The sequence below is a fragment of the Haloarcula sp. DT43 genome, from assembly GCF_037078405.1.
Lineage (GTDB): Archaea > Halobacteriota > Halobacteria > Halobacteriales > Haloarculaceae > Haloarcula > Haloarcula brevis.
The window spans coordinates 521551-540823 of record NZ_JAYMGZ010000003.1 but is presented as its reverse complement, the minus strand read 5'-3'; the positions used below and the strand labels follow the sequence as shown (position 1 = coordinate 540823).

The 19273-nt window shown below is 61.0% G+C and carries 15 protein-coding genes and 4 pseudogenes; 13 read left to right on the top strand and 6 right to left on the bottom strand.

Annotated features, from left to right (window positions below):
• Nucleotides 1–7: 7 nt before the first annotated feature.
• The 3 genes and pseudogenes from VI123_RS14350 to VI123_RS14340 form a co-directional block, all read right to left on the bottom strand.
• Nucleotides 8–1081, bottom strand: a pseudogene (locus tag VI123_RS14350) (RNA-guided endonuclease InsQ/TnpB family protein); the annotation flags it as partial.
• 528 nt (nucleotides 1082–1609) lie between these two features.
• On the bottom strand, nucleotides 1610–2407 hold the full coding sequence (locus VI123_RS14345; RefSeq protein ID WP_336338750.1) for a CPBP family intramembrane glutamic endopeptidase: 798 nt from the start codon (nucleotides 2405–2407) through the stop codon (nucleotides 1610–1612).
• A 190-nt stretch (nucleotides 2408–2597) separates the two neighbouring features.
• A complete protein-coding gene (locus VI123_RS14340; RefSeq protein ID WP_336338749.1) occupies nucleotides 2598–3407 on the bottom strand; it encodes a CPBP family intramembrane glutamic endopeptidase in 810 nt (269 codons plus the stop codon).
• Nucleotides 3408–3764: 357 nt separating this feature from the next.
• Between VI123_RS14340 and VI123_RS14335 the strand changes: the two genes are divergently transcribed.
• From VI123_RS14335 to VI123_RS14295, 7 genes and pseudogenes are all read left to right on the top strand, one after another.
• On the top strand, nucleotides 3765–4613 hold the full coding sequence (locus tag VI123_RS14335; RefSeq protein ID WP_336338748.1) for a CPBP family intramembrane glutamic endopeptidase: 849 nt from the start codon (nucleotides 3765–3767) through the stop codon (nucleotides 4611–4613).
• Between the two features lie 278 nt (nucleotides 4614–4891).
• A complete protein-coding gene (locus VI123_RS14330) occupies nucleotides 4892–5776 on the top strand; it encodes a CPBP family intramembrane glutamic endopeptidase (RefSeq protein ID WP_336338747.1) in 885 nt (294 codons plus the stop codon).
• A 260-nt stretch (nucleotides 5777–6036) separates the two neighbouring features.
• Nucleotides 6037–7265: pseudogene (locus VI123_RS19310) on the top strand (HAD-IC family P-type ATPase); the annotation flags it as partial.
• A gap of 356 nt (nucleotides 7266–7621) precedes the next feature.
• Nucleotides 7622–7852: an antitoxin VapB family protein gene (locus VI123_RS14310; protein WP_004966319.1), complete on the top strand. Its 231-nt coding sequence runs from the start codon at nucleotides 7622–7624 to the stop codon at nucleotides 7850–7852.
• Nucleotides 7849–8256 carry a PIN domain-containing protein gene (locus VI123_RS14305; protein WP_336338743.1) on the top strand — a complete coding sequence of 136 codons (408 nt, stop codon included), beginning with the start codon at nucleotides 7849–7851 and terminating at the stop codon, nucleotides 8254–8256. The genes VI123_RS14310 and VI123_RS14305 overlap by 4 nt, the downstream gene beginning before the upstream one ends.
• 113 nt (nucleotides 8257–8369) lie before the next feature.
• Nucleotides 8370–8759 (top strand): PH domain-containing protein, encoded by a 390-nt coding sequence (locus VI123_RS14300; protein WP_336338742.1) that lies wholly within the window; start codon nucleotides 8370–8372, stop codon nucleotides 8757–8759.
• Between the two features lie 449 nt (nucleotides 8760–9208).
• Complete coding sequence (locus tag VI123_RS14295) at nucleotides 9209–9382, top strand: hypothetical protein (RefSeq protein WP_336338741.1); 174 nt, start codon at nucleotides 9209–9211, stop codon at nucleotides 9380–9382.
• A gap of 24 nt (nucleotides 9383–9406) precedes the next feature.
• On the opposite strand, the pseudogene VI123_RS19305 reads toward VI123_RS14295, so the two are convergent.
• Both VI123_RS19305 and VI123_RS14290 read right to left on the bottom strand, forming a co-directional pair.
• Nucleotides 9407–9545, bottom strand: a pseudogene (locus tag VI123_RS19305) (IS5/IS1182 family transposase); the annotation flags it as partial.
• A gap of 52 nt (nucleotides 9546–9597) precedes the next feature.
• Nucleotides 9598–10341: a proteasome assembly chaperone family protein gene (locus tag VI123_RS14290; RefSeq protein ID WP_336338740.1), complete on the bottom strand. Its 744-nt coding sequence runs from the start codon at nucleotides 10339–10341 to the stop codon at nucleotides 9598–9600.
• Nucleotides 10342–10416: 75 nt separating this feature from the next.
• Between VI123_RS14290 and VI123_RS14285 the strand changes: the two genes are divergently transcribed.
• The 3 genes and pseudogenes from VI123_RS14285 (at nucleotide 10417) to VI123_RS14280 (ending at nucleotide 13688) form a co-directional block, all read left to right on the top strand.
• Nucleotides 10417–11811, top strand: coding sequence for a sodium-dependent transporter (locus tag VI123_RS14285; RefSeq protein WP_336338739.1), 1395 nt, complete (start codon nucleotides 10417–10419; stop codon nucleotides 11809–11811).
• 131 nt (nucleotides 11812–11942) lie between these two features.
• Nucleotides 11943–12237, top strand: a pseudogene (locus tag VI123_RS19300) (RNA-guided endonuclease TnpB family protein); the annotation flags it as partial.
• A 386-nt stretch (nucleotides 12238–12623) separates the two neighbouring features.
• Complete coding sequence (locus tag VI123_RS14280; RefSeq protein ID WP_336338738.1) at nucleotides 12624–13688, top strand: glycosyltransferase family 4 protein; 1065 nt, start codon at nucleotides 12624–12626, stop codon at nucleotides 13686–13688.
• Here VI123_RS14280 and VI123_RS14275 read toward each other — a convergent pair.
• On the bottom strand, nucleotides 13664–14620 hold the full coding sequence (locus tag VI123_RS14275) for a glycosyltransferase family 4 protein (RefSeq protein ID WP_336338737.1): 957 nt from the start codon (nucleotides 14618–14620) through the stop codon (nucleotides 13664–13666). The two genes, VI123_RS14280 and VI123_RS14275, sit on opposite strands and share 25 nt — an antisense overlap.
• Nucleotides 14621–14783: 163 nt before the next feature.
• Between VI123_RS14275 and VI123_RS14270 the strand changes: the two genes are divergently transcribed.
• From VI123_RS14270 to VI123_RS14260, 3 genes are read left to right on the top strand one after another with little or no spacing between them, the layout of a single operon-like run.
• The gene (locus VI123_RS14270; RefSeq protein WP_336338736.1) at nucleotides 14784–16373 is read left to right on the top strand and encodes a glycosyltransferase family 39 protein; all 1590 of its coding nucleotides are present in this window, start codon (nucleotides 14784–14786) and stop codon (nucleotides 16371–16373) included.
• A complete protein-coding gene (locus VI123_RS14265; protein WP_336338735.1) occupies nucleotides 16358–17791 on the top strand; it encodes a sulfatase-like hydrolase/transferase in 1434 nt (477 codons plus the stop codon). The genes VI123_RS14270 and VI123_RS14265 overlap by 16 nt, the downstream gene beginning before the upstream one ends.
• Before the next feature lie 3 nt (nucleotides 17792–17794).
• Entirely contained in the window at nucleotides 17795–19222 is a 1428-nt protein-coding gene (locus tag VI123_RS14260; protein WP_336338734.1) for a flippase, read from the top strand.
• The last annotated feature ends 51 nt before the right edge of the window (nucleotides 19223–19273 follow it).

Sequence of the window (19273 nt, the reverse complement as noted above, 5' to 3'; positions counted from 1 at the left end):
TGCCGGTCTACGACACGACTTGCTCTCTCGTGTTGAACGTCCCGCTCTCGCGGTCGAACAAGTGTGTCGAGGGCTGTGCCACACAGCCGGTACTCCTATCCCTAGACGTGGACTCGGAGTTACTTGCGCTGTCGTTGATGTCGAGACGGATGCTCTCCGCTCCATTTAGGTCCGCGTTGAACGCTGCGTCACACTCCTCACAAACGTACAAGCCACGCTCAACACGCTGCCCATCGTCTTCTTTCCCGCACACAGCACACGTCTTCGATGTGTCACCTTCGTCCACTTCCACGACCTCGATCCCCTCGGCCTTCGCCTTATATTCGAGAATCGAGGTGAAGCGGTCGAACGCCCACCCGTGTAGGTCAAGGTTGCCGTGCTGTCCCCAGTTCTTCGCCTGACCGTTCTCATCCTGACGCACGCTACTCAAATCTCCGACGTTGACCCGGCCAACGCTCTTCTCCACACACCGCTGGACGATGTGCTTGGCGAGGGAGTGGAAGAAATGCCGGCGGCGCTCAGACCACTTCCGGTGCAGCCGTGTCGCCCTCTCGCCACCACTGTCGTCACACTTGGCAACCTCCTTCGGGAAGTAGTAGCCGTCCTGTTTCAACCGATTACCCGGGTATAGTTCGGCCTCTTCCGTACTGTAGGCGACAGCGGCGAAATTCGAGATACCGAGGTCGATGCCAGCGGTCTCCTCTCCGGGTGCGTCTGGCGTCTCAATCTCGTCTTTGCAGACGAGGTGGAGTTCCCAGCGTTCCTTCGCGTTGTCGTAGACGGCACGAACCTGTTGTAGGTTCTCGACCGAGATGCCGGGTCGCGTCTCGTATTCGACGAGGATGTAATCGCGGTCCCGTGGGTGGTTTTTGTGATTCGCGCTTTTGCTGAGGCGGACGCGATTGTGTTTCGGGTCGTGTCGGATGCCCTTCTGCTTCCACGTAACCGTGCTGCGCGGGTGTTCTTCGTGGACGCGGCAGCCTTGGTCGTCGTAGTAATTGCGTTTGCGGTATCCGGGTGGATTGTCCCGGTCGTCGTCTGAGGAGTACCACGAGTTGAAGGCTTCAGCGAGTTCCTCCAGACCGGACTCTCCCTAGACGCGTGGGGACAGTCCGGCCTGGCCCTCGTCGGGAAGGATTTCCCGTCGCGACTCTCGGCGTTCGATGGGCCGATCTGTCTGGTCAATGGTGAAGACGACCTGATCAATCGCCCGGCAGCAATCGAGCGGTGCTCAGGACTGTCGAACGCTACCCCGGTCGTCGTCCGTGATGCCGGCCATACCGTCAATCTCGAACGACCAGCGGCCTACACTAGCATCGTCCGTGAGTTTGTCACAACACTGTGTGAAGGCGGCGACGATTCGTTTCGTGAGGCGCTCTGAAGCGCCAATCCTACGGTCGATATTTGCCGCCCCCGTCCGATACCGACCATCCCAAAGTATGACCGCTGGCTCCAATCGTCTCCCATGCCTAAGCAGCCCTCACGCGGTCGGTCTGGCGGATCGAGGCTGACGACTTCCCGTCAAACAGGACTATCGAAGAACAGACAACGTTCTTGCTCCGGTACGGAATCCTGGCACCATCGAGTCACAACTCGCAATCGATGGGAATCACCTCGAACTGTCCGGCCGGGACAGCGTTTCACTCGGATGCCCGGCATGCCCCCGTCCGGGAGTAGGTGTTGCGAGGTCGAGTCCACCCTCCGGGAGCGGATGCGGTGACAGCCGCTCGGTATCGTACCGCCAGACGATGAGCGCTACGACTGTCCAGACAACAACGAGCAGCGCGATCTGTGATGCCACCTCGTCGCCGATGACGCCGCCAGCCGTCGTCACCGACACCGCGTTCGAGAGCGTGTGGAAGACGACGGCGACGAGCGTCCGACCGCCGGCCGCGTTATAGAGCCACGTCGTGATGACGCTGATCCCGAGGACAGCGGCGGCATACAGCGCGAATGGCGTCCCCGCTTGCGAACTCCCGGGCAGCAGAAACAGCGGGACGTGCCAGACTGCCCAGATGGCGCCGATGACGAGGCTCGCCTTGAACGCACCGATCCGTCGCTGCAGGACCGGCAGGGCGAGACCGCGCCACCCCGGTTCCTCCAAGCCACCTCTGATGAGTGTCGCGAACGCAACCGAGGGGATTGCTGCGGCCGGCAAGACGCCGGCGCGGTCGAAGCCGCCACCAACTCCGACGAACAACACGATCGCACCGACGTAGAGGACGAGAGGGACCAGAACCGCGGCGACCCAGACGTGCAGCGGTGCTCTCACGTCGACGAGGTTCCTGACCCACGATCGGATGTCGCCGCCGGCCGCGGCGACGATACTGGCCGAAAATAGGGGGCCGAATCCTCCGAGCAGAATGAGCGGTGTAACGAGAGCCGACCGCCCGGACTGAAGTTCCATGGCGACGGTTCCCCAAGGAACCCAGGTCAAGACAAAAGTGAGAGCGACAAACGTTGAGAATCGATGTTGGCGGACCCAGAGGCGGGGCGTTACCATATCATACTCACAGATACCGTTTCGAGAGTGAATGATATAACACTATTTCTGGCTTTCCAAAGCAACGAACGAAGCTACAGCCGGGGACAGTTCTTCAGACCAATGCAACCCGGACGAGCGAGAGCACGACGAGCGGGACGTGAAACGACGCGTGAGCAACCATCGCGACCTCGAGACTCCGTCGCCAGTAGAGCCATCCAAAGAGTATCCCCGCGACTGCGTTCAGAAGGACCGTCCGGGCGATCAGTGCCGGAGTGAGATCGACCGATTGGGCGAGCGCGGGGAGGTGACCCACGCCGAACAGCACGGCGGAGACCACAATCGAGGCCCACATGACGACTGGTCCCGGGCCATCCGTCCGATGGCCGGTGATACGCCACCCGACGAACGCGAGGACCGACATGAGCCCGAACCGGAGCATCAATTCCTCGGTGATTCCTCCGTAGAGGAATCGGACGGGAACGTACGCGAGGACATCCAGCACGGTCGGCCTCGTCGTCCCGATTACCGAATGCGGCAGGTCCTGGGCGACAAAGGGCATTAGCACCGCGTCGAGGACGACGATCAGGACACCCCCGAGGATGCCGATTCCGACGGCCAGTCCGACATCGTTTCGGAGACGTTGCCAGATTCCGTCGCCAGTCCCCATCCGGTCGATTGCGTACGAGTTGAGCCCTACCCGCGGCGCTGCGTACGCGCCGAGCAAACACGCGACTCCGAGGAGGAGCAGGGGATTGACACTCGAGAGGACGGCGAGAAGCGGGAGCGACAGCCCAGACGGGACGGCGCTCGGCGGCGTCGTGAGATAGATGTAGCCGACGAGCGCCACGATACCGGGGATACCCAACAGCAGGGATACACCGAACCGCTTACCGAAAGAAGGGACGTTCGTAGTCGGGGTCATGAGTTCGTCGACTCTCGACGTCGAGAAAGCAGTTGTGGAATTGTCGTCTTCCGTCGTCGGTAGACCTACAAACTGTGAACGAGAGTCGGTGTCGTTACTGCAATTGTCTCAGACTCGTACACCCAGTTGACCGAAGGTTGCCACGAACAGCACGGCGACAACAAAACAGATAGCGACCGTCGTGGTCCAAGATGTGGACGGCGGTCGGCTCGATCTCGACGACTTCCGTCGGATCAGTGAACTGTTTGAGGGGAGATAGACAGCTTGGGCCTCCGCTTGTTTGATGTCCGACCGAATGGGGTACCCCCGTGTTTTTATATCGGGGCCGGGAGATGATCCAGCACAGCAATCACGACGATGACGGCCACCGACCGATTGGAAACCCTGGCACAGTCGATCACTCCGTGGGGGTTTCCCATCCTCTATCTCGGGTGGGCGTACCTGTTCTGGTTCCCGATTTTCGACTCGGCAACTTCCGTTTGGGAGGGGACGAACCTCCTGCTCTTCCTCGTCGGTGGCGCGAGCCCGTTGCTCGCCGGTCTCACGATGGGCTGGCTCACGGGCGGGACAGAGCGCGTCGGTGACCTTGGTCGTCGGCTCGTAGACGTTGGACGAATTTCCGCGAAATGGTGGCTCGTCATCCTCGTGTTCTGGCCGCTCTTCAATCTCGTCACCGCAGGGGCTGCAATCACACTTGGGGTCACAGATCGTCCGATCAGCGTCGTTTGGGCAATCCTGACTGATCCTGGGACGCTCGGGTTCATGCTGGCGCTCGGGCTCCTGTTTCCTGCAATCGAGGAAATCGGTCTTCGAGGCTACTATCTCGACCGCCTCCAGGAACGGTTCAGTCCAGTCGTCGCCGGAATACTCAACGGGAGTACCTGGGCCGCCTGGCACGCGGCTTTCGTCTTCTTCCCCGGCTATTACGCGAACACCAGCTACGACCCGGCGCTGTGGTGGTGGATGCCGAGTATCGTCCTGCACACACTAATTTTCGTCTGGATTTACAACAACACGGAACGGAGTATTCTCGCTGTCCTCCTGATTCACTCGCTAATGAACCTCACCGGCGAGTTTCTCGGCCTCGCCGACGAGATGTTCCCGTTTCAGCTTCCTGCCCTCGTGCTGGTTGTCGCCGCTCTCGTCGTCAGCGGCCAACTGGCTCGTGCATCCATAGCACCCAAAACGTCACCAGTAGGGGACTAACAAGGATCCATCCGATCCAGCTTCGAACTCTGCGCCGCCGAGATACAAATTTCTAACCTCTCCTCGAGGGGTCCCTCGAGTCGGCAAGACACGCGCACTCAACCCTCCGAACTCAGAACGGTGACAACGCCGGTTGATTCTCCATAATCTCTGAGTCTCGGAATTCCCAAAGTGTTGGAATAATAATCATGCTTTTCTCGATGGACACTTGAGGTCGGCTACGGGCATGGCATTCAGAAAGCAGATTGTCAAATTCTCCAGAGAGCGGGTGAAGTCAGATGACTAATGAGGCTCAACAGTCCCGAGTCAGGTCCTGGATAGATCGCCACCGACTCGTCGCATTCCTGCTGATCACCTACTCGTTCACGTGGGTGATTCAGGGGATCGTAGCGGCGATGGGGCTCGAGGCGTCGTGGACCCAGTCGATTCTCATCGGATTCGGCGGGTTCGGGCCACCCGTCGGAGCCGCCGTCGTGATTTGGGCCAGCGGTGGCGACCTCCGCAAGTGGATCGGGCAGTTCTTCAAGTGGCGTATCGGTGCCAAGTGGTGGGTGATCGTGCTCGGGCTGCCCTTCGTATTGCTTGGCTCGGGGGTCGTCCTGTTCGTAGCGCTCGGCGGCCCCATCGACCTGAACTCGTTCCCGTTCCCGGGAATCTATCTCTTCGTGCTGGTCTGGGGTACCATCTGGGGCGGCGGTCAGGAAGACCTCGGCTGGCGCGGCTTTATGCTCCCACTCCTCCAGGGCAAGTACAGTGCACTGGTGTCCAGTCTCATCGTCGGCGTCTCCTGGGCCGCCTGGCACCTCCCACTGTTCTTCAACGCGGCCACGACCCACGGTGCGTGGCCACTCTCCCAACAGCTGATCTGGATCGTCTCGATCCTCTCCGGCGCGATCATCTGGACCTGGATGTACAATAGCACTGGCAGCGTCCTGGCTGTCGCCGTGGTTCACGCTGGTCTCAACGGAATGGGGATCTTCCACCCCGCCGACGTGGAAGCATTGGCTCCCGGCGGAGTCCCGGACACGGCGTTAAACCTCCTTGCCGAGGTGACTGGTGCCGTCCCCTTGCTCCTGTTCGCGATTCTTCTCGTAGTGATTTACGGGAGCGACCGGCTTGCAAACGGTGAGATCCCCGGGCCCGAAGTCGTCGGACTCGACTGACCACACCCGGCCGTATCACTCTCTCTTGCTAGGATCCATCTCCACAACTCTCCTCAAAGAGATGATCATCTTATCCGACCGAATTTTCAGTCGACTTCGGTGTGCTTGAGTGGCGCGACCGCTGACTCGCCAGGATGAGCCTCCTTCTCGTCGCGTGTGCCTTCACGACAGGTCGAATCCTCCCGATCAATGGTCGGATTGCGGCGGGACCATCTCTGGAGATGTTCGGACTGACTATCCGGCACCCTGTTTTGGGCGCGCTCATCGATCGTCTCCAACAACCGTACGTACTCGGAGTGTTCGGGCTCACGATCGCCGCGATCGCTATACCGCTCGTGCTCGGGAGCGAATTCACTAGCACGTTCTACCGGGCGATGACACTCATGGTCGCCGCCTCGTCCTGTGCAGTCATCAGCTCCACGCCGGCAGCAGTGCTCTCGGCAATCGCCTCCGGGGGCCGTCAGAGCGCCATGTTCAAGCGCGGCGAACACGTCGAGACTGCGGAACGTATCGATGCCGTCGCCTTTGACAAAACTGTCACACTCACGCGGGGCGACACGCAGCTGACCGACGTATTCGTCCGTGAGGGCACGGTAGACGTGACACTGACCGAGGACGGACTGCTCTCCATTGTGGCCGCAGTGCAGGACCGCTCAGAACACCACCTCGCTCGGGCCACCGTGAGGGCGGCAGAAGCCCGGTCTCTCGAGGTCCCTGACGCGGAGCGGTTCCAGTCAGTCGCCGGGAAAGGCGTCAATGCAGACGTTGAAGGCAGCACGACGCACATCGGGAATCGGAGTTGCTTCGAGACTGTCCTCGGAGACGTGGCTATCGACGGTCTCGAACCAGGCCTCGACCGTCTCCGGACTTAGAGGCGGAGGGAAAAACGAGCGTCCTCGTCGCCCGAGAGCGTCACGGCGACGTCAACGTGTTGGGGTGGCTCGCGTTCACCGACACCGTTCGCCCCGACGCGGCCGAGATGATCGCCGACCTTCGCTCACTCGGCGTGGAGCACATCGTCAGGCTGACAGGCGACAACGAGCGCGTCGCCCGGTGAATCGCTGACGAGGTTGATATCGACGAAGTGCAGGCGTAACTGCTACTGGAGGAGAAAGTGGTGACGATCGAAGACTTGGTCGACCGACACGAGAACGTGGCGATGGTCGGTGACGGCGTCAACGACGCGCCAGCCCTCGCCACAGCGACCCTTGGCATCGCGATGGGAGGCGCGGGGACCGACGTCGCGCTCGACACGGCCGACGTTGTGTTGATGGGCGACGACCTCAGCAAGATTCCCTACGTCCTCGGCCTCGGACGCAGGACCCGCCGGACGCTCACCATCAATCTCGCCATCGCTTTCGGCGCGATTGCGCTCATGGTCGGGGCCATCCTTCTCCGCGGTATCCCACTTCCACTCGCAGTGGTCGGTCACGAGGGTTCGACGGTCATCGTCTCTCTGAACGGTCTTCGGTTACTCGGCTTTCGTGGGGGAGTATGTTACAGGGAGCCGAGGGACCGTAGTCGACACAGAGGACGAGTGGTCCCGTCGATGATACTCGCCCACGACGGACAGAAATCATGGATGGGGGTCATGCGGACGAATGATGACGATTACTTGAGAGAACAGATCGAACAGCCATCCGACTGATGGCAGATGATACACTTGCTACCGCTAGGCTCGAACACGAAGAAGTTGAGGACCGCATGCATTGAGACGTCCAGTTTCAACTACTGTAGTTCTTCTCTGGAATGTATAGATAATATCTAATTAGAGGTCTCACCGCTATCGTCCTACTGTAGCACCCAAATGTTGATTCCGATAGAGTGTCAACGCTGTCAACAAGGATGTCACATCAAGTCCGTCTTGAGGATGATGTATACGAACGGATCAAAGCGAACAAGCGTGACGACGAGTCGTTCAGCGATGCCGTGGAGCGGCTTATCGGTGGGCAATCACTCAGAGACCTTCGCGGTGTGTTCGACGAGGACCAGGTGAACGAGATGCGGGACGCCATCGAACGGGCTGATCAGGACGACCGCGACGAGGTCCGGGATGTCGCGGAGCGATTCGAATGATTGTCGATACGAGCTTCATTCTGGATATCATCGACGGTGTCGAAGCGGCCCTCAAGAAGGAACGGGAGCTCGAAGCAGCGAACGTTCCATTAGTGATTCCTTCAATGACGGTCTTGGAACTCTACATTGGTGTTGGGAAGATTGCGAATACCCGTGAGGAACGCCAGACCGTAGAAGCTGTGCTTGACTCGTACCCGCTGGTCGATATGACACCGAGCATCTCCCGCCGCGCTGGTCGGCTACTCGGTGAACGGATGGCCGATGCGGACGACGGTGAGGGACCAGGGATTGGCAAAGGGGGTGCGGCAATCGCTGCAACCGCTCTGGAGCGTGATGAGCCTGTTCTCGCCGGCGACAGCTACTTCGGAACAATTCCGGGTGTGACCCACGAAAGCTATCGGTAGCGGCAGGTCTCACAGTTCGAGTTCTGCGAATGCCTCGTCGATGACGTCCTCGCTGGGGGCGAAGGTCGGCTTCGCCTACGTCGCGTGGTGGATACCGGCGTTCTACCGGACTGTTGGCTATCGGTTCACCGACGACGAGGTCGAACCGTCGGGGCGTCTTCTTCCAGCAGCAGACCACGGTGCCGTACAACCGCATCACGAACGTCGGCATCTCACAGGGCCCCATTGAGCGGCTGGTGGACACCGGGGCCGTCGGCATCCACACCGCGGGGTATGGTGGCCAGATGGGGGCCGAACTGACCATCAGCGGCGTCAGCGACTTCGAGGACATTCAGGACCAGATTCTGGAACGGGTCAGGGAGCGACCCGCGAAGGCGACCGAGACGGAGGAACTCGCCGCCGTGGTCCCTGCCGAGGAGGTCGGAGCCGACGACCCCGACGCGATGCTGGGTGAACTCCGCCGGATACGCGAACTGCTCGAACAGGGCCGGAGTATTGAGTGATAGCGTCGCTACGCCTCGGCCGACTGGTTTCTCGACCAGGCACTCAACATCGGTACCCTGCGGCGTCCCAAGACGAGGAGCCCACCATGAACCCTCCATAGGTCCGGCAGAGAGAGACCACCGACAGAGGTTTTGCAACTGCCGGCGTCCACCGTCCCGTTTGAGACGACCAGCCGGATATTGGTGGCCGGCCTGTCGGTGTGGACCACCTATCAGGGACTGACACCCTCTATCGGGCCAGATGCTGTCGGAGTGTACACCGTGACGCGAGCGTCGTGCTGGAGCATCGGCCCGCCCGTGGCGGTGCCATCCGACTGAGCGACAGTTCTCCCAACGAGAAACCTAACACTGGCAACGGCAATCAGGAGAAAGGGCTCTGTTGAAATCCAATTCTGCAGAGATATTCTCACCTTACTGACCGAAGTATTTTGATGTCTCTCCGAAGACATATGGCTGTGAACACGGTAGAATCCGGGATTCTCGGTGTACAGATGTCGCTCGTCGGGTTATTGCTCGTCGTGTTCTTCGAAGGAGTGTATCCGTATCCGCTGGTGGGTTTCCTGTTCGGACTGGCGGGTACCGTCGTCGTGCTAACAGGAATATTCTCCGAGACGCTGGAGTGATACCTTTCTCGACTGTATTGCCGTTCAGAGTGACCGGTCTACATTATGAATGAGACAGGCGAATGAGTTCACGGAATTGTTTCTATCAGTGCCATGAGCGGACGAACGCACCGTAGTTTCGTTTGAGCGTTGAGTTGACAGTCTCGGATTGTCCCGGCTGGCCGCAGATGCCACCAGCTACTCGGTTCAGGCGGACTCGGTCTGCTGTCACGCAATCACATGAACATCCGATCTTCGGCGACGTGATCTCGGTCGACGTCCTCAAGGCGCGCTGCAAGCTCGCGGTAGTATTGTTCTATCTCTGCTGCGAAACCCTCGAGCGCACTTGTGTCGATATCGATGTCGAAGACATGTTTGAGGGTGTCTATCAGTCGAAGTGCAGCTTCGACGTCCGGCACCTGGGCATGGGCCGGCGTCAGGAGGACGCCGACACGGAGTGGAGAGTCGATTCCCTGACCAATGAGACTCGCGTTCACGCCATCCAGAAATCCACTTCCCATCGGTTCTACATTCGTATCTTGTAGGTGTGCCGCTTGATAGTCTTCAGTCGCCACGTAGTACGTCCGGTGTTGTTCTGGACCATGAGGGACGGGGACGCCCGAAAGGATGGTGATCTCCTGGACACCACTGGCATCCGCCCATTCGAGTACCGCCTCCGAGAGGGAATCAGCAGCCCAGACCGGCACGAACAGTTCGTTGACCAGTACGGTCACGTCGCCCTCCGGGCGGGAGAATAGACGGGTGTGGTGGCGAGGGGTTCCGTTTTCGAACGGTGTGATTGACGGGAGTTTTCGAGTGGTGATGTGTCCCGTCTGAGAGAGTCCGAGCTGGTCAGTGAGGTAATCGACGGCGGTCAGTCCGGCGAGTCCAAAGGACGAGAATCCGGCGATGACTGATTCTGACGGCGCTTTCTCGTGGGTGATCTCGAACGATGCTTGATTCGGTTGTTCGACTGCCATACGAGAACGTCTCCAAATGTGTATTTATATTTTCACGTCCTCATTGATAAGTGACTGAGTTCTGTGTGGAAGACTATGACAACAGAACGGTGGTCGTCGGGAGTCGGATTCCTTCTGGCGACGGTCGGGGCAGCAGTCGGCTTGGGCAACCTCTGGCGGTTCTCGTCAGTTCTTGGTACGAACGGTGGCGGGGCATACCTCGTGCCCTATCTACTGGCTGCCTTCACACTCGCTGTCCCGCTGCTCGTCCTTGAACTCGCTGTGGGTCGGACGCTGAGGACGGACGTCGTCTCGGCCTTTCAGAGTATCGATCGTTCCTATACTGCATTCGGCTGGCTCGTCGTCGGTGGAGTGTTGCTCATCTTGAGTTACTACCTGGTTCTCACCGGCTGGGTGCTCGGCTTTCTCGTTTCGTGGCTCGTCGGCTCGCAGACGCCGTTTTCGACCTTCACCAGCGGCTGGCTTCCGGTCGGATACTTCGTCATCGCCACCATCCTCACCGGTGGAATCGTGTCGCTGGGTGTTCGCGGCGGCATCGAGCGGATGTCGAAGGTCGTGATGCCGACAGTCTTTGCGCTCCTCGTCCTCCTCGCCCTCTACGCCGTCACCTTCTCTGGGTGGGGCGAGGCGGTCGCCTTCCTTTTCACCCCCGACCTCTCCGTACTCACGGAACCTGGGGTTTGGAGTGCAGCAGTCGGGCAAGTGTTCTTTTCACTGTCGGTCGGACAGGGAATCATGCTGACGTACGGGAGTTACACCGACGAAGAGATGGACCTCTTCCGATCGTCGCTTCTGATCACAGTCGCCGACATTGCGGCAGCACTATTTGCCGGTCTGGTCATCTTCCCGATCGTGTTCAGCTTCGGACTGGAACCGACACTCGGGACGGAGCTCGCTTTCACGACGCTCCCGACAGCGTTCGCGTCGATGGCAGTCGGTCGGATCGTCGCGGTGGCGTTCTTCGGGCTGCTCTTTTTCGCCGCGCTGAGTTCGGCCGTCTCGCTGTTGGAGGTCGGGGTCGCCGCCGCCACGACCACGACACGGTTCGACCGCACACGGTCGACAGCGCTCCTCACTGCCGGTGTCTTCGCTGCCGGCATCCCCTCGGCGTTGAGTTACAGCTCGGTACGACTCCTCATCGCCGAACGACCGGTCCTCGACATCGTCGACGAATCCGTCGGGACTTACGCTCTCCCCATCTCTGGATTCCTCATCACGGTGGTATTCGTCTGGGCGGCCGATTTCGAGGTTGTCCACAAGGAACTTGGACGGCTCTATCCGCTGGTAAAGTACGTTATCCCGCCAGTCCTCGCGCTCGTGACGCTCGCGAGGGCGCTGGGTGTGGCGCGGCCGGCGTGGCGAATCCTGATCGGCCAGCCACGCGATGGGGTGCTCGGTGTCGTCGTCGCAGGTTTCATGCTTTCGCTCCTCGTCGCGTTGGGCTGGCTCCTCAGGGCGAGGCTATCTTAAATCGAGGAGAGAATCCCGCCGTTTACGGTGGGAGTGAATCCGACACTTCCCACACAACCCACCGTCGATAGCGCGGTTGGATATTCCACGCTCATCAACACTATTAGTAATTTTACCGACATGAGGTATGTATGGTGATTGAGGTCACACGCACCGACGTTGGTTTCATCCAGAACCACCAACAGGTACGTGATGGTCTCGCTCGGGGACTCCGCCTCGAAGATTTGGAACGTCGCACGATGGACAGCAGACCGCATCTGGAACGCAACCGGCGAAATCCCAGACGAGGGCGTGCTGAAATCGTATATGAAGAACCAAACGTGCTGGAAAGACTTGAACGCGCAAACCAGTCAGAAAGTCATCGAAGAACTTTCCGACGCTTTCCAGTCATGGTTCGACCTTCGACAGAAGGACGACACGGCGCATCACCAGTGCCCTTGTTGATATTTCGCATGTGTCTGTCACCGCCATCGTCGGTTGATGGCTACACTCTTGCCGTTCGGTGGACTCCAGCGTAAAAACATAGCCATTTTGACAGCACTACACTGATAGGTGTCACAATGGGGCACTGTCTATAGTAACAATTGAAACGATTTACACACTGAACGCACTGCTCTCGTGCGATCAGGTGTGCATTGATTTTCAATGGCTACTATAGTTGAGCGAGTTTGAGAAGCGAGGAGGTCTTAGTGAGTTCTGTCCATGAAGCTCGCAAACCTCCTCAGAGAAACGTTAGACGAGGACAGTCAAGACGTTTGATCGAACGTATCGCCCGCGGACTTTATCAACGTATTTGACGGTAGGAGTCAGAAATGTCTACACACTCGATGCAGGTGCTTCACGTGACACACCGGTATCCGCCGCGAGTCGGCGGCGTCGAACGCCATGTCAAAGCGCTCGCGACCCGACAACGAGCGGCGGGCCATGACGTCTGCGTCGTCACTGCCGATCCGAACGAAGCCGACGGCGACCGTCCCAATAGCGTGCCCGTCATGCGCTGTCGGTCGCTCGCTCCCGGTGGCGCGTTCTACCTGTCTCCTAGTGTGTACCCAGCGGTCCGGCGCCACGACGCATCGGCAGATGTGATTCACATCCACAACTATCACGCATTTCCGTTCGTACTGGGAGCGTTTGCGACGCGCGACGCGGCGCTGGTCGCCACGCCCCATTATCACGGGCAAAGCGCGTCGGAGTTCCGGGACCGATTGCTCCGACTCTACCGGCCCCTCGGTCGTCGTGCTCTCGAACGGGCCGACGCGATCGTGGCTGTGAGTGAGTGGGAGCGTAAAATACTCAGCCGTGACCTAGTCGACAGGGTGACAGTTGTCCGGAACGGAATCGATGTGGACCGCTTTGCAGGCGCGCCAGCGGAGCGACGTGATGGCCCGTACCTCCTCATGGTCGGCCGCCTCGAGCAATACAAACGAGTTGATCTCGCCGTGGCGGCGCTGACCGAACTGCCGAGCTACCACTTGGTCGTCGCCGGCCGCGGGCCGGACCGCGACCGACTGGTGTCTCGGGCAACGGACGCAGGAGTCGCCGACCGCCTCGACCTGCTGGGATACGTCGACGACGAACGCCTGCCCGGACTCTATGCCGGCGCCGCGGCCCACCTCGCGCTCTCTGAACACGAAGCCTACGGCCTCACTGTCGGTGAAGCACTCGCCGCTGGGACACCGTCTGTCGTCCGCGAAGTTGGAGGCCTCTCGGAATGGGCCGACCGTCGAGACTGTATCGCTACCGCGGCATCACCGGCCGCCATCGCCGAGGCAGTCGACGCTGCGGTCGGACTTGATGCACCTTCGGCCCCGATTCAGAGCTGGGATGACTGCGCTGAGGGAGTAGCAGCGGTCTACGAGCGCGCGACGACGTCGTAGAACGCGCGACGGAACGCGGCAGTTCGGGTCGCCCGGTCGAACTGTCGCCCACGTTCGCGTGCAGCCGCACCGAGACGTTCGCGCTCGGTCACAAGTCGTTCGAAGTACGCACGAACGCCCGCTGCGATCGACCGCGGCGTCGGCTTGACTACTAACTCTGCATCAAGCGCCCGTGCTTCCGAACGGGTCCCAGTGCAGTCGGTGACGAGCGGTGGGAGGCCAGCGCACATCGCCTCCAGCGTCGCGACCGGGAATGTATCCATCCGGGACGGCTGGATGAACAGTGACGCCTGGCCCAACAGCGAGATGAGATGGTCGTCGTCAACGTACCCGTGGACGGTCACGCCCGCTTGCTCGCCGTACACAGTTGGGTGGTCCGTGCCGACCACGTCGAGTTTCGCGTCGGGATGGCTTTCGCGTATCATAGGCCAGGCCTCAACGAGCAAGTCGATCCCCTTGTACCGGGCGCCGCGACCGATCGTCACCGCCCGGCATTCGTCGAACGCTGGATCTATGGTCAGGAGCGAGTCGTATCGGTCCGGCTGGACGTACGGATGTGCGATACGGACTGGCGTCGACGCGGATACGAATGGGCTGACGAACTCGGCGGCGAACTCCGAAACGGCGACGACGCCATCGATCCCCCACCGTCCGACCCGCTTGACTACGGGACGACCGAACCGACCGACAACTGTTTTCAGTGGAGACTGTCCTTCGAACGACCCGTGGCCGAGGTTGTAGAACCCGTGGTCGGCACAGAGGTACACAACGCTCGCGCCGGTCCGAACGCTTGCAAGGAGCGACGCCCAGAGCGGTTGGGACCCCTCGACGAGGTACACGTCTGCATCGGGGTAGCGGAGGCTGTTTCGGAGGTCCTCCGCGAGTGAACCAGTATCGCCGTCCCGGCGGAACTGGACCAGTTCCGCGTCCACCGCCTGAGCGAAACCAAAGTGGGCGGGATGGGGGTCCGTGCAGATCATGACCGTGCGCATGACGTTATTCACCTGTTGGCAGTGCTGCGTTTTAGAATCAGGGTACCTACTGCGGCTGTATGCTCCTTATAACAATTACCGCTATTCTCTTTCGTGCCGTCGAATGGTTCGGATCCGGTCGGCAGAGAACAGCCACATTATTGCCGTCATCGTCCTCGCATCCGCTCTTCGATTGTTCGCACTGGGCGAGGAGAGCCTCTGGACGGACGAACTGCTGACGCTGATGTTCGTCCAGCGGTGGGACGGGATCGAACTCGCGATACAACTCCCGCAGGCCCAGCCCCACCTCCCGGTGTACTACCTGCTCCTTGACGCCTGGATCCGCTTCGTCGGCACCTCCGAGTTCGCGCTCCGGCTTCCATCGGCGGTCTTCGGCATCGCTGCGGTCGGCGTGATCTATCTCGTCGGCCGGGAAGCCGCGAACCACTGGGTCGGACTTTTAGCGTCAGTGATACTCGCAGTCTCCCGGTTTCACGTCCGGTACTCGCAGGAGGTGCGAATGTACAGCCTTCTGGTGTTGCTGGTCCTGCTCTCGTTGTACCTACTGCTCCGGATCCGAGCGGACCGGACCCGTCGTGCAGTCGCCGCGTACGGTGCCGTCACGGTCGTGCTACTGTACACCCATGTCTTCGCCGTCTTCGTGGTCGCCGCCGAAGTGCTATGGATTCTGGCTGTCGTTATCAGTAAGGACGACCGGGCCAGTGCGGCCCAGCGCTGGGTCGCACCGTTCGCCCCCGTCGCCGTCGCCGCGATTCCGATGGCAGTGGCCGTGTTCTTGCGGGTTCGCGGCGGCGTCTCCTACTCGTTTATTCCGCTTCCGACACTGCTGAACATCGGCGAGGTCATCGTCCTGTACATGGGGTACAGGGGCGGTCCGGCCCTCCCGCTGTACGTCGCACCGCTCGCGGTGGTCTGCGGGCTGGCAGCATTCGGGGCGCTCGGCAACGATCCGCGACGACCGCGACATCACGGACTGCGCAACTGGTCGGGGTGGGTTCCGCGTCCGGGGGAAGAACGCGTGCTCTTCACCCTCGTCCTCGCCGCCGCGATCGGGCTTCCGTTCGTTGTGTCGTACACTATCACGCCAGTGTTTTGGGACCGCTATACAATCGCCGCCTCTGTCGGGCTGTTCCTCCTGGTTGCGCTCGGTATCGATCGAATCGGGGCACCGACATTACGCTACGTGCTCGCCGGCATAGTCCTCCTGAGTATGCTCCCGCAACTCGGTGTCTATTATACCGAAACACAAAAAGAAGAGTGGGACGCGACGGGTGCTTACGTTGAGCGCAACGCTGAGTCCGGTGACCTCGTTATTGTCGCAGACCAGATCTCCCAGTATGGTGCCGAACACTACGTCGACCGGTCTGATGTGCGTGTTCTGGGGCTGGTCGCCGCGAAGTCGGGGACCGGGTATGCGCCGGCGTCCAATGAGACTATCACGGAGATGGCTGCCGGTGAGGACCGGGTGTGGCTCATGCTCTCGCATATTAGCGAGAGCGAGTCCGAGCGTGTCAGAACCGTCCTCGGCCAGAACATGACCGTCGCGGTCGACCGTCCGTACGAAGGTGTTCGACTGCTATTGTTCGTCCGAAGCGAGAACGGAACGTCTCGAACCGTCTCCGAGCGGACGACTACGACTCGAATGGACGTCGATGCCGCCTCGCCGGCAGATACCACATGGAGGGCGACATAGTGACTCGCAACGTCGTCGTCCTCTGTTTAGACACCGTTCGGGCCGACTTCTTCAGGCTGTTCGCACCACGCCTGCGTGAGCGGGCTGGAATCGTCTACGAAGGGTGTCGAGCTGCCAGCGGGTGGAGCACCCCCAGCCATGCGAGCATGCTGACTGGACAACTGCCGCACGAACACGGGGTCCACAGCCGTGCGCCTTCGTTCGACGCGCTCGACAGCGAAAAGACAATTATTGGAGACCTCTCGACACATCGGGCAGTCGGTGTGAGCGCGAACGTCTACGCTGGATCGACATACGGCTTCGACAGTCTGTTCGACGAGTTCGTCGATGTCTCGCGGTACCGGCGCTTTCCCGACGCGCTCGACCCGGCTGCGTTCGTCCGCGAACACGCCGAGGCGGGCCCTGAAAAGTACCTTGCGCTCGCCCGCGCCGTCGCAACCGACGACCGTCCGCTCGCCAGCCTCGCGAACGTCGCGCTCTACCGTGCGAACGACGCGGTCCGACACGGCCCGCTGTCGGGGCGTGCGGAGCTGTTCGACGACGGTGCGGTTGTCTGTTCGCGCGCGGCGACCGAGCGCGTCGGTACGGAGCCGTTCTTTCTGTTCGTCAACGCAATGGATGCCCACGAGCCACAGCGGACCGCGCGCGGCTACCGGAAGACGAACGTCCCAGCGGGCTGGGACTCCGAACACGTCTCGAACGCCGACGTGATTGAGAGCCCGGACGACCACGCGGCGGACCTCCGTCGTTACCGCACCCAGTACGCTGCGGCTATCGATTACCTCGACCGATGGGCAATGCGGTTCGTTGACAATCTTTTGGCAGCGACCGACCGGGAAACAACCGTCGTCGTCACTGCAGATCACGGGGAGAACCTCGCCTACCCTGCAGACGATCGACTGTTCGGTCACGTCGGGAGTCTCTCGGAGGGCGTCCTCCACGTTCCACTCGTCGTGATCAATCCGCCCAGTGAACTCGGGACGGTCTCTGGGTACGTCTCGCACCTCGACCTCCGGCGGCTGATCCGCGGACTGGCCAATGGACGGGTCCCCGATGTGACGCGCGAGCGGGCCGCAGCTGAACTCTTGGGCGTGACGCCGAGCAACGAATCGCTGTCTGGCGAACGATGGGACCGTCTCCGCCGATGCGTCTACGAGGGGAACAGCAAGTGGGTCTGGGACGAGTCGGGGTCGGTTCAACGCTTCGGACTCGACACCGACCGCCCGTGCTGGCAGCGTGACCGGTCTGACGACCCGACAGTCCCCGACTGGGCGCGACCAAACGCCGAGGACGGACCGTTTGCGGTCAGTGCAGCCACCGCGGCGCGCGATGCAGACGCCGCGGTGTCCGGGTCGGACGCGGACGACGCCGTTGACCATGGCGTCGCCGATCGGCTCCGCGAATTGGGGTACCGCTGAGCCATGGATCTCGACCGGTCGAGTGTGGTCCTGTACGGCAGTCGGGTAGGCATCAGCCTGGTTGGCTTCCTCAGCACAGTATATTTTGCCCGCGAACTTGGGGCAGCCGGCCTTGGTCTGTATTTCACGTTCGAGACGGTTGTCAACGTTCTCGGCGTGTTCGCGCGGTTCGGGGCGGACAACGCCGTCATCAAGCGGATGAGCGAGTCAGATAGCGACCGAGAGCGAGGGCGGTTCCTGACCGCGGCGTTACTGGCGGTTGTCCTCCCGTTCGTGCTCGTCTCACTCGGACTCGTCGGTTTCCGCGATACTGTTGGCGCACTGTTCAACAGTGGCATCGGTGTCGGGCTCGTCCCGCTGTTGGTGGTCGTGATCGGGATCGAGTCTGCAGGATGGGTACTCGCATCCGCGCTGCGCGGCGAACGCCGAATCGCCACCAGCGCCGGCGTGGAAGTGTGCGGCGAAGTCGCGCGGGTTGGACTCAGCGTCGCACTCGTGCTCGGGGGCGGTGGCGCGGTCGCACTCGTGTACGGACTCTTGGTCGGCCAGTTCGTCCGGGCTGTCGCGGCTGCCGGTCTGGTACGCACACCATTGCTTCGGCCGACGCGAGAGACGTTCGGTCGACTGGTCTCGTTTTCGAAGTACACAGCCGGCATGAACGTCTCACACCTCGCGTACAGCTGGTTCGACACGCTCGCACTCGCCGTGTTCGTCTCGTCGGCGGCTGTTGGTGTTTATGAGGCCGCTTGGCGGGTAAGCGTCGTCGTGATGCTGGCGAGTTCGTCGATTGGGGCCGCGTTAGCCCCCTCAGTCAGCAACTGGCACGCAAACGGTGAGATTGAACGCATTGAAGCGGCCGTCTCGGAGAGCCTAACGTACGCGCTCTTGCTGGTCGTTCCCGCCGTTGTCGGTGTCGCCATCCTGGGCGGGGCGTTCATGCGGAACCTCTATCGGTTCGATACCGGCGGATTCGTCTTGCTGCTCCTCGTCGCGGAGAAACTGTTCCAGGCAGTCAAGGACATCGTCCAGAGCACGCTTCTCGGGACAGAACGCCAGCGGCTCGTCTTCTGGACGAATACCGTCGCCGTCGGTGCGAACATCGTGCTGAACGTCCTGCTGGTCCCGCGGTACGGGCTCGTCGGGGCTGCGGTCGCCACTACCAGTACCGCCGGCACCGCAGCCCTTGCCCAGACCGCCGCACTTGACCGCGCTATTGCGGTGCGGTTCGATGTCAGAGCAATTACCTGGCAGGCTGTCGCCGCGGCAGCGATGGGTGTGGCCGTCTACGTAACGAGTCGCGCGATCCCCCCAACAACGACGCCACGGCTGCTGGTCCTCGTCGCGCTGGGCGTCGTCGTCTATGGGGGAGCGGTGCTCGGCCACGAGGACACCCGGACACGGCTGGTCGGACTCGTTCCGTCGGTCGGTTAGGCGGTCATTTCTAATGACCGTCTCTCGGTTACGAACCGGTAATGACAGCGC

Coding starts and splice junctions, on each gene's coding strand:
- VI123_RS14265 (WP_336338735.1), top strand. CDS start 16,358: ATGGAGGGCGACATAGTGACTCGCAACGTCGTCGTCCTCTGTTTAGAC.
- VI123_RS14295 (WP_336338741.1), top strand. CDS start 9,209: ATGGCTGTGAACACGGTAGAATCCGGGATTCTCGGTGTACAGATGTCG.
- VI123_RS14260 (WP_336338734.1), top strand. CDS start 17,795: ATGGATCTCGACCGGTCGAGTGTGGTCCTGTACGGCAGTCGGGTAGGC.
- VI123_RS14270 (WP_336338736.1), top strand. CDS start 14,784: ATGGTTCGGATCCGGTCGGCAGAGAACAGCCACATTATTGCCGTCATC.
- VI123_RS14345 (WP_336338750.1), bottom strand. CDS start 2,407: ATGGAACTTCAGTCCGGGCGGTCGGCTCTCGTTACACCGCTCATTCTG.
- VI123_RS14305 (WP_336338743.1), top strand. CDS start 7,849: ATGATTGTCGATACGAGCTTCATTCTGGATATCATCGACGGTGTCGAA.
- VI123_RS14280 (WP_336338738.1), top strand. CDS start 12,624: ATGTCTACACACTCGATGCAGGTGCTTCACGTGACACACCGGTATCCG.
- VI123_RS14330 (WP_336338747.1), top strand. CDS start 4,892: ATGACTAATGAGGCTCAACAGTCCCGAGTCAGGTCCTGGATAGATCGC.
- VI123_RS14290 (WP_336338740.1), bottom strand. CDS start 10,341: ATGGCAGTCGAACAACCGAATCAAGCATCGTTCGAGATCACCCACGAG.
- VI123_RS14335 (WP_336338748.1), top strand. CDS start 3,765: ATGACGGCCACCGACCGATTGGAAACCCTGGCACAGTCGATCACTCCG.
- VI123_RS14285 (WP_336338739.1), top strand. CDS start 10,417: ATGACAACAGAACGGTGGTCGTCGGGAGTCGGATTCCTTCTGGCGACG.
- VI123_RS14310 (WP_004966319.1), top strand. CDS start 7,622: ATGTCACATCAAGTCCGTCTTGAGGATGATGTATACGAACGGATCAAA.
- VI123_RS14340 (WP_336338749.1), bottom strand. CDS start 3,407: ATGACCCCGACTACGAACGTCCCTTCTTTCGGTAAGCGGTTCGGTGTA.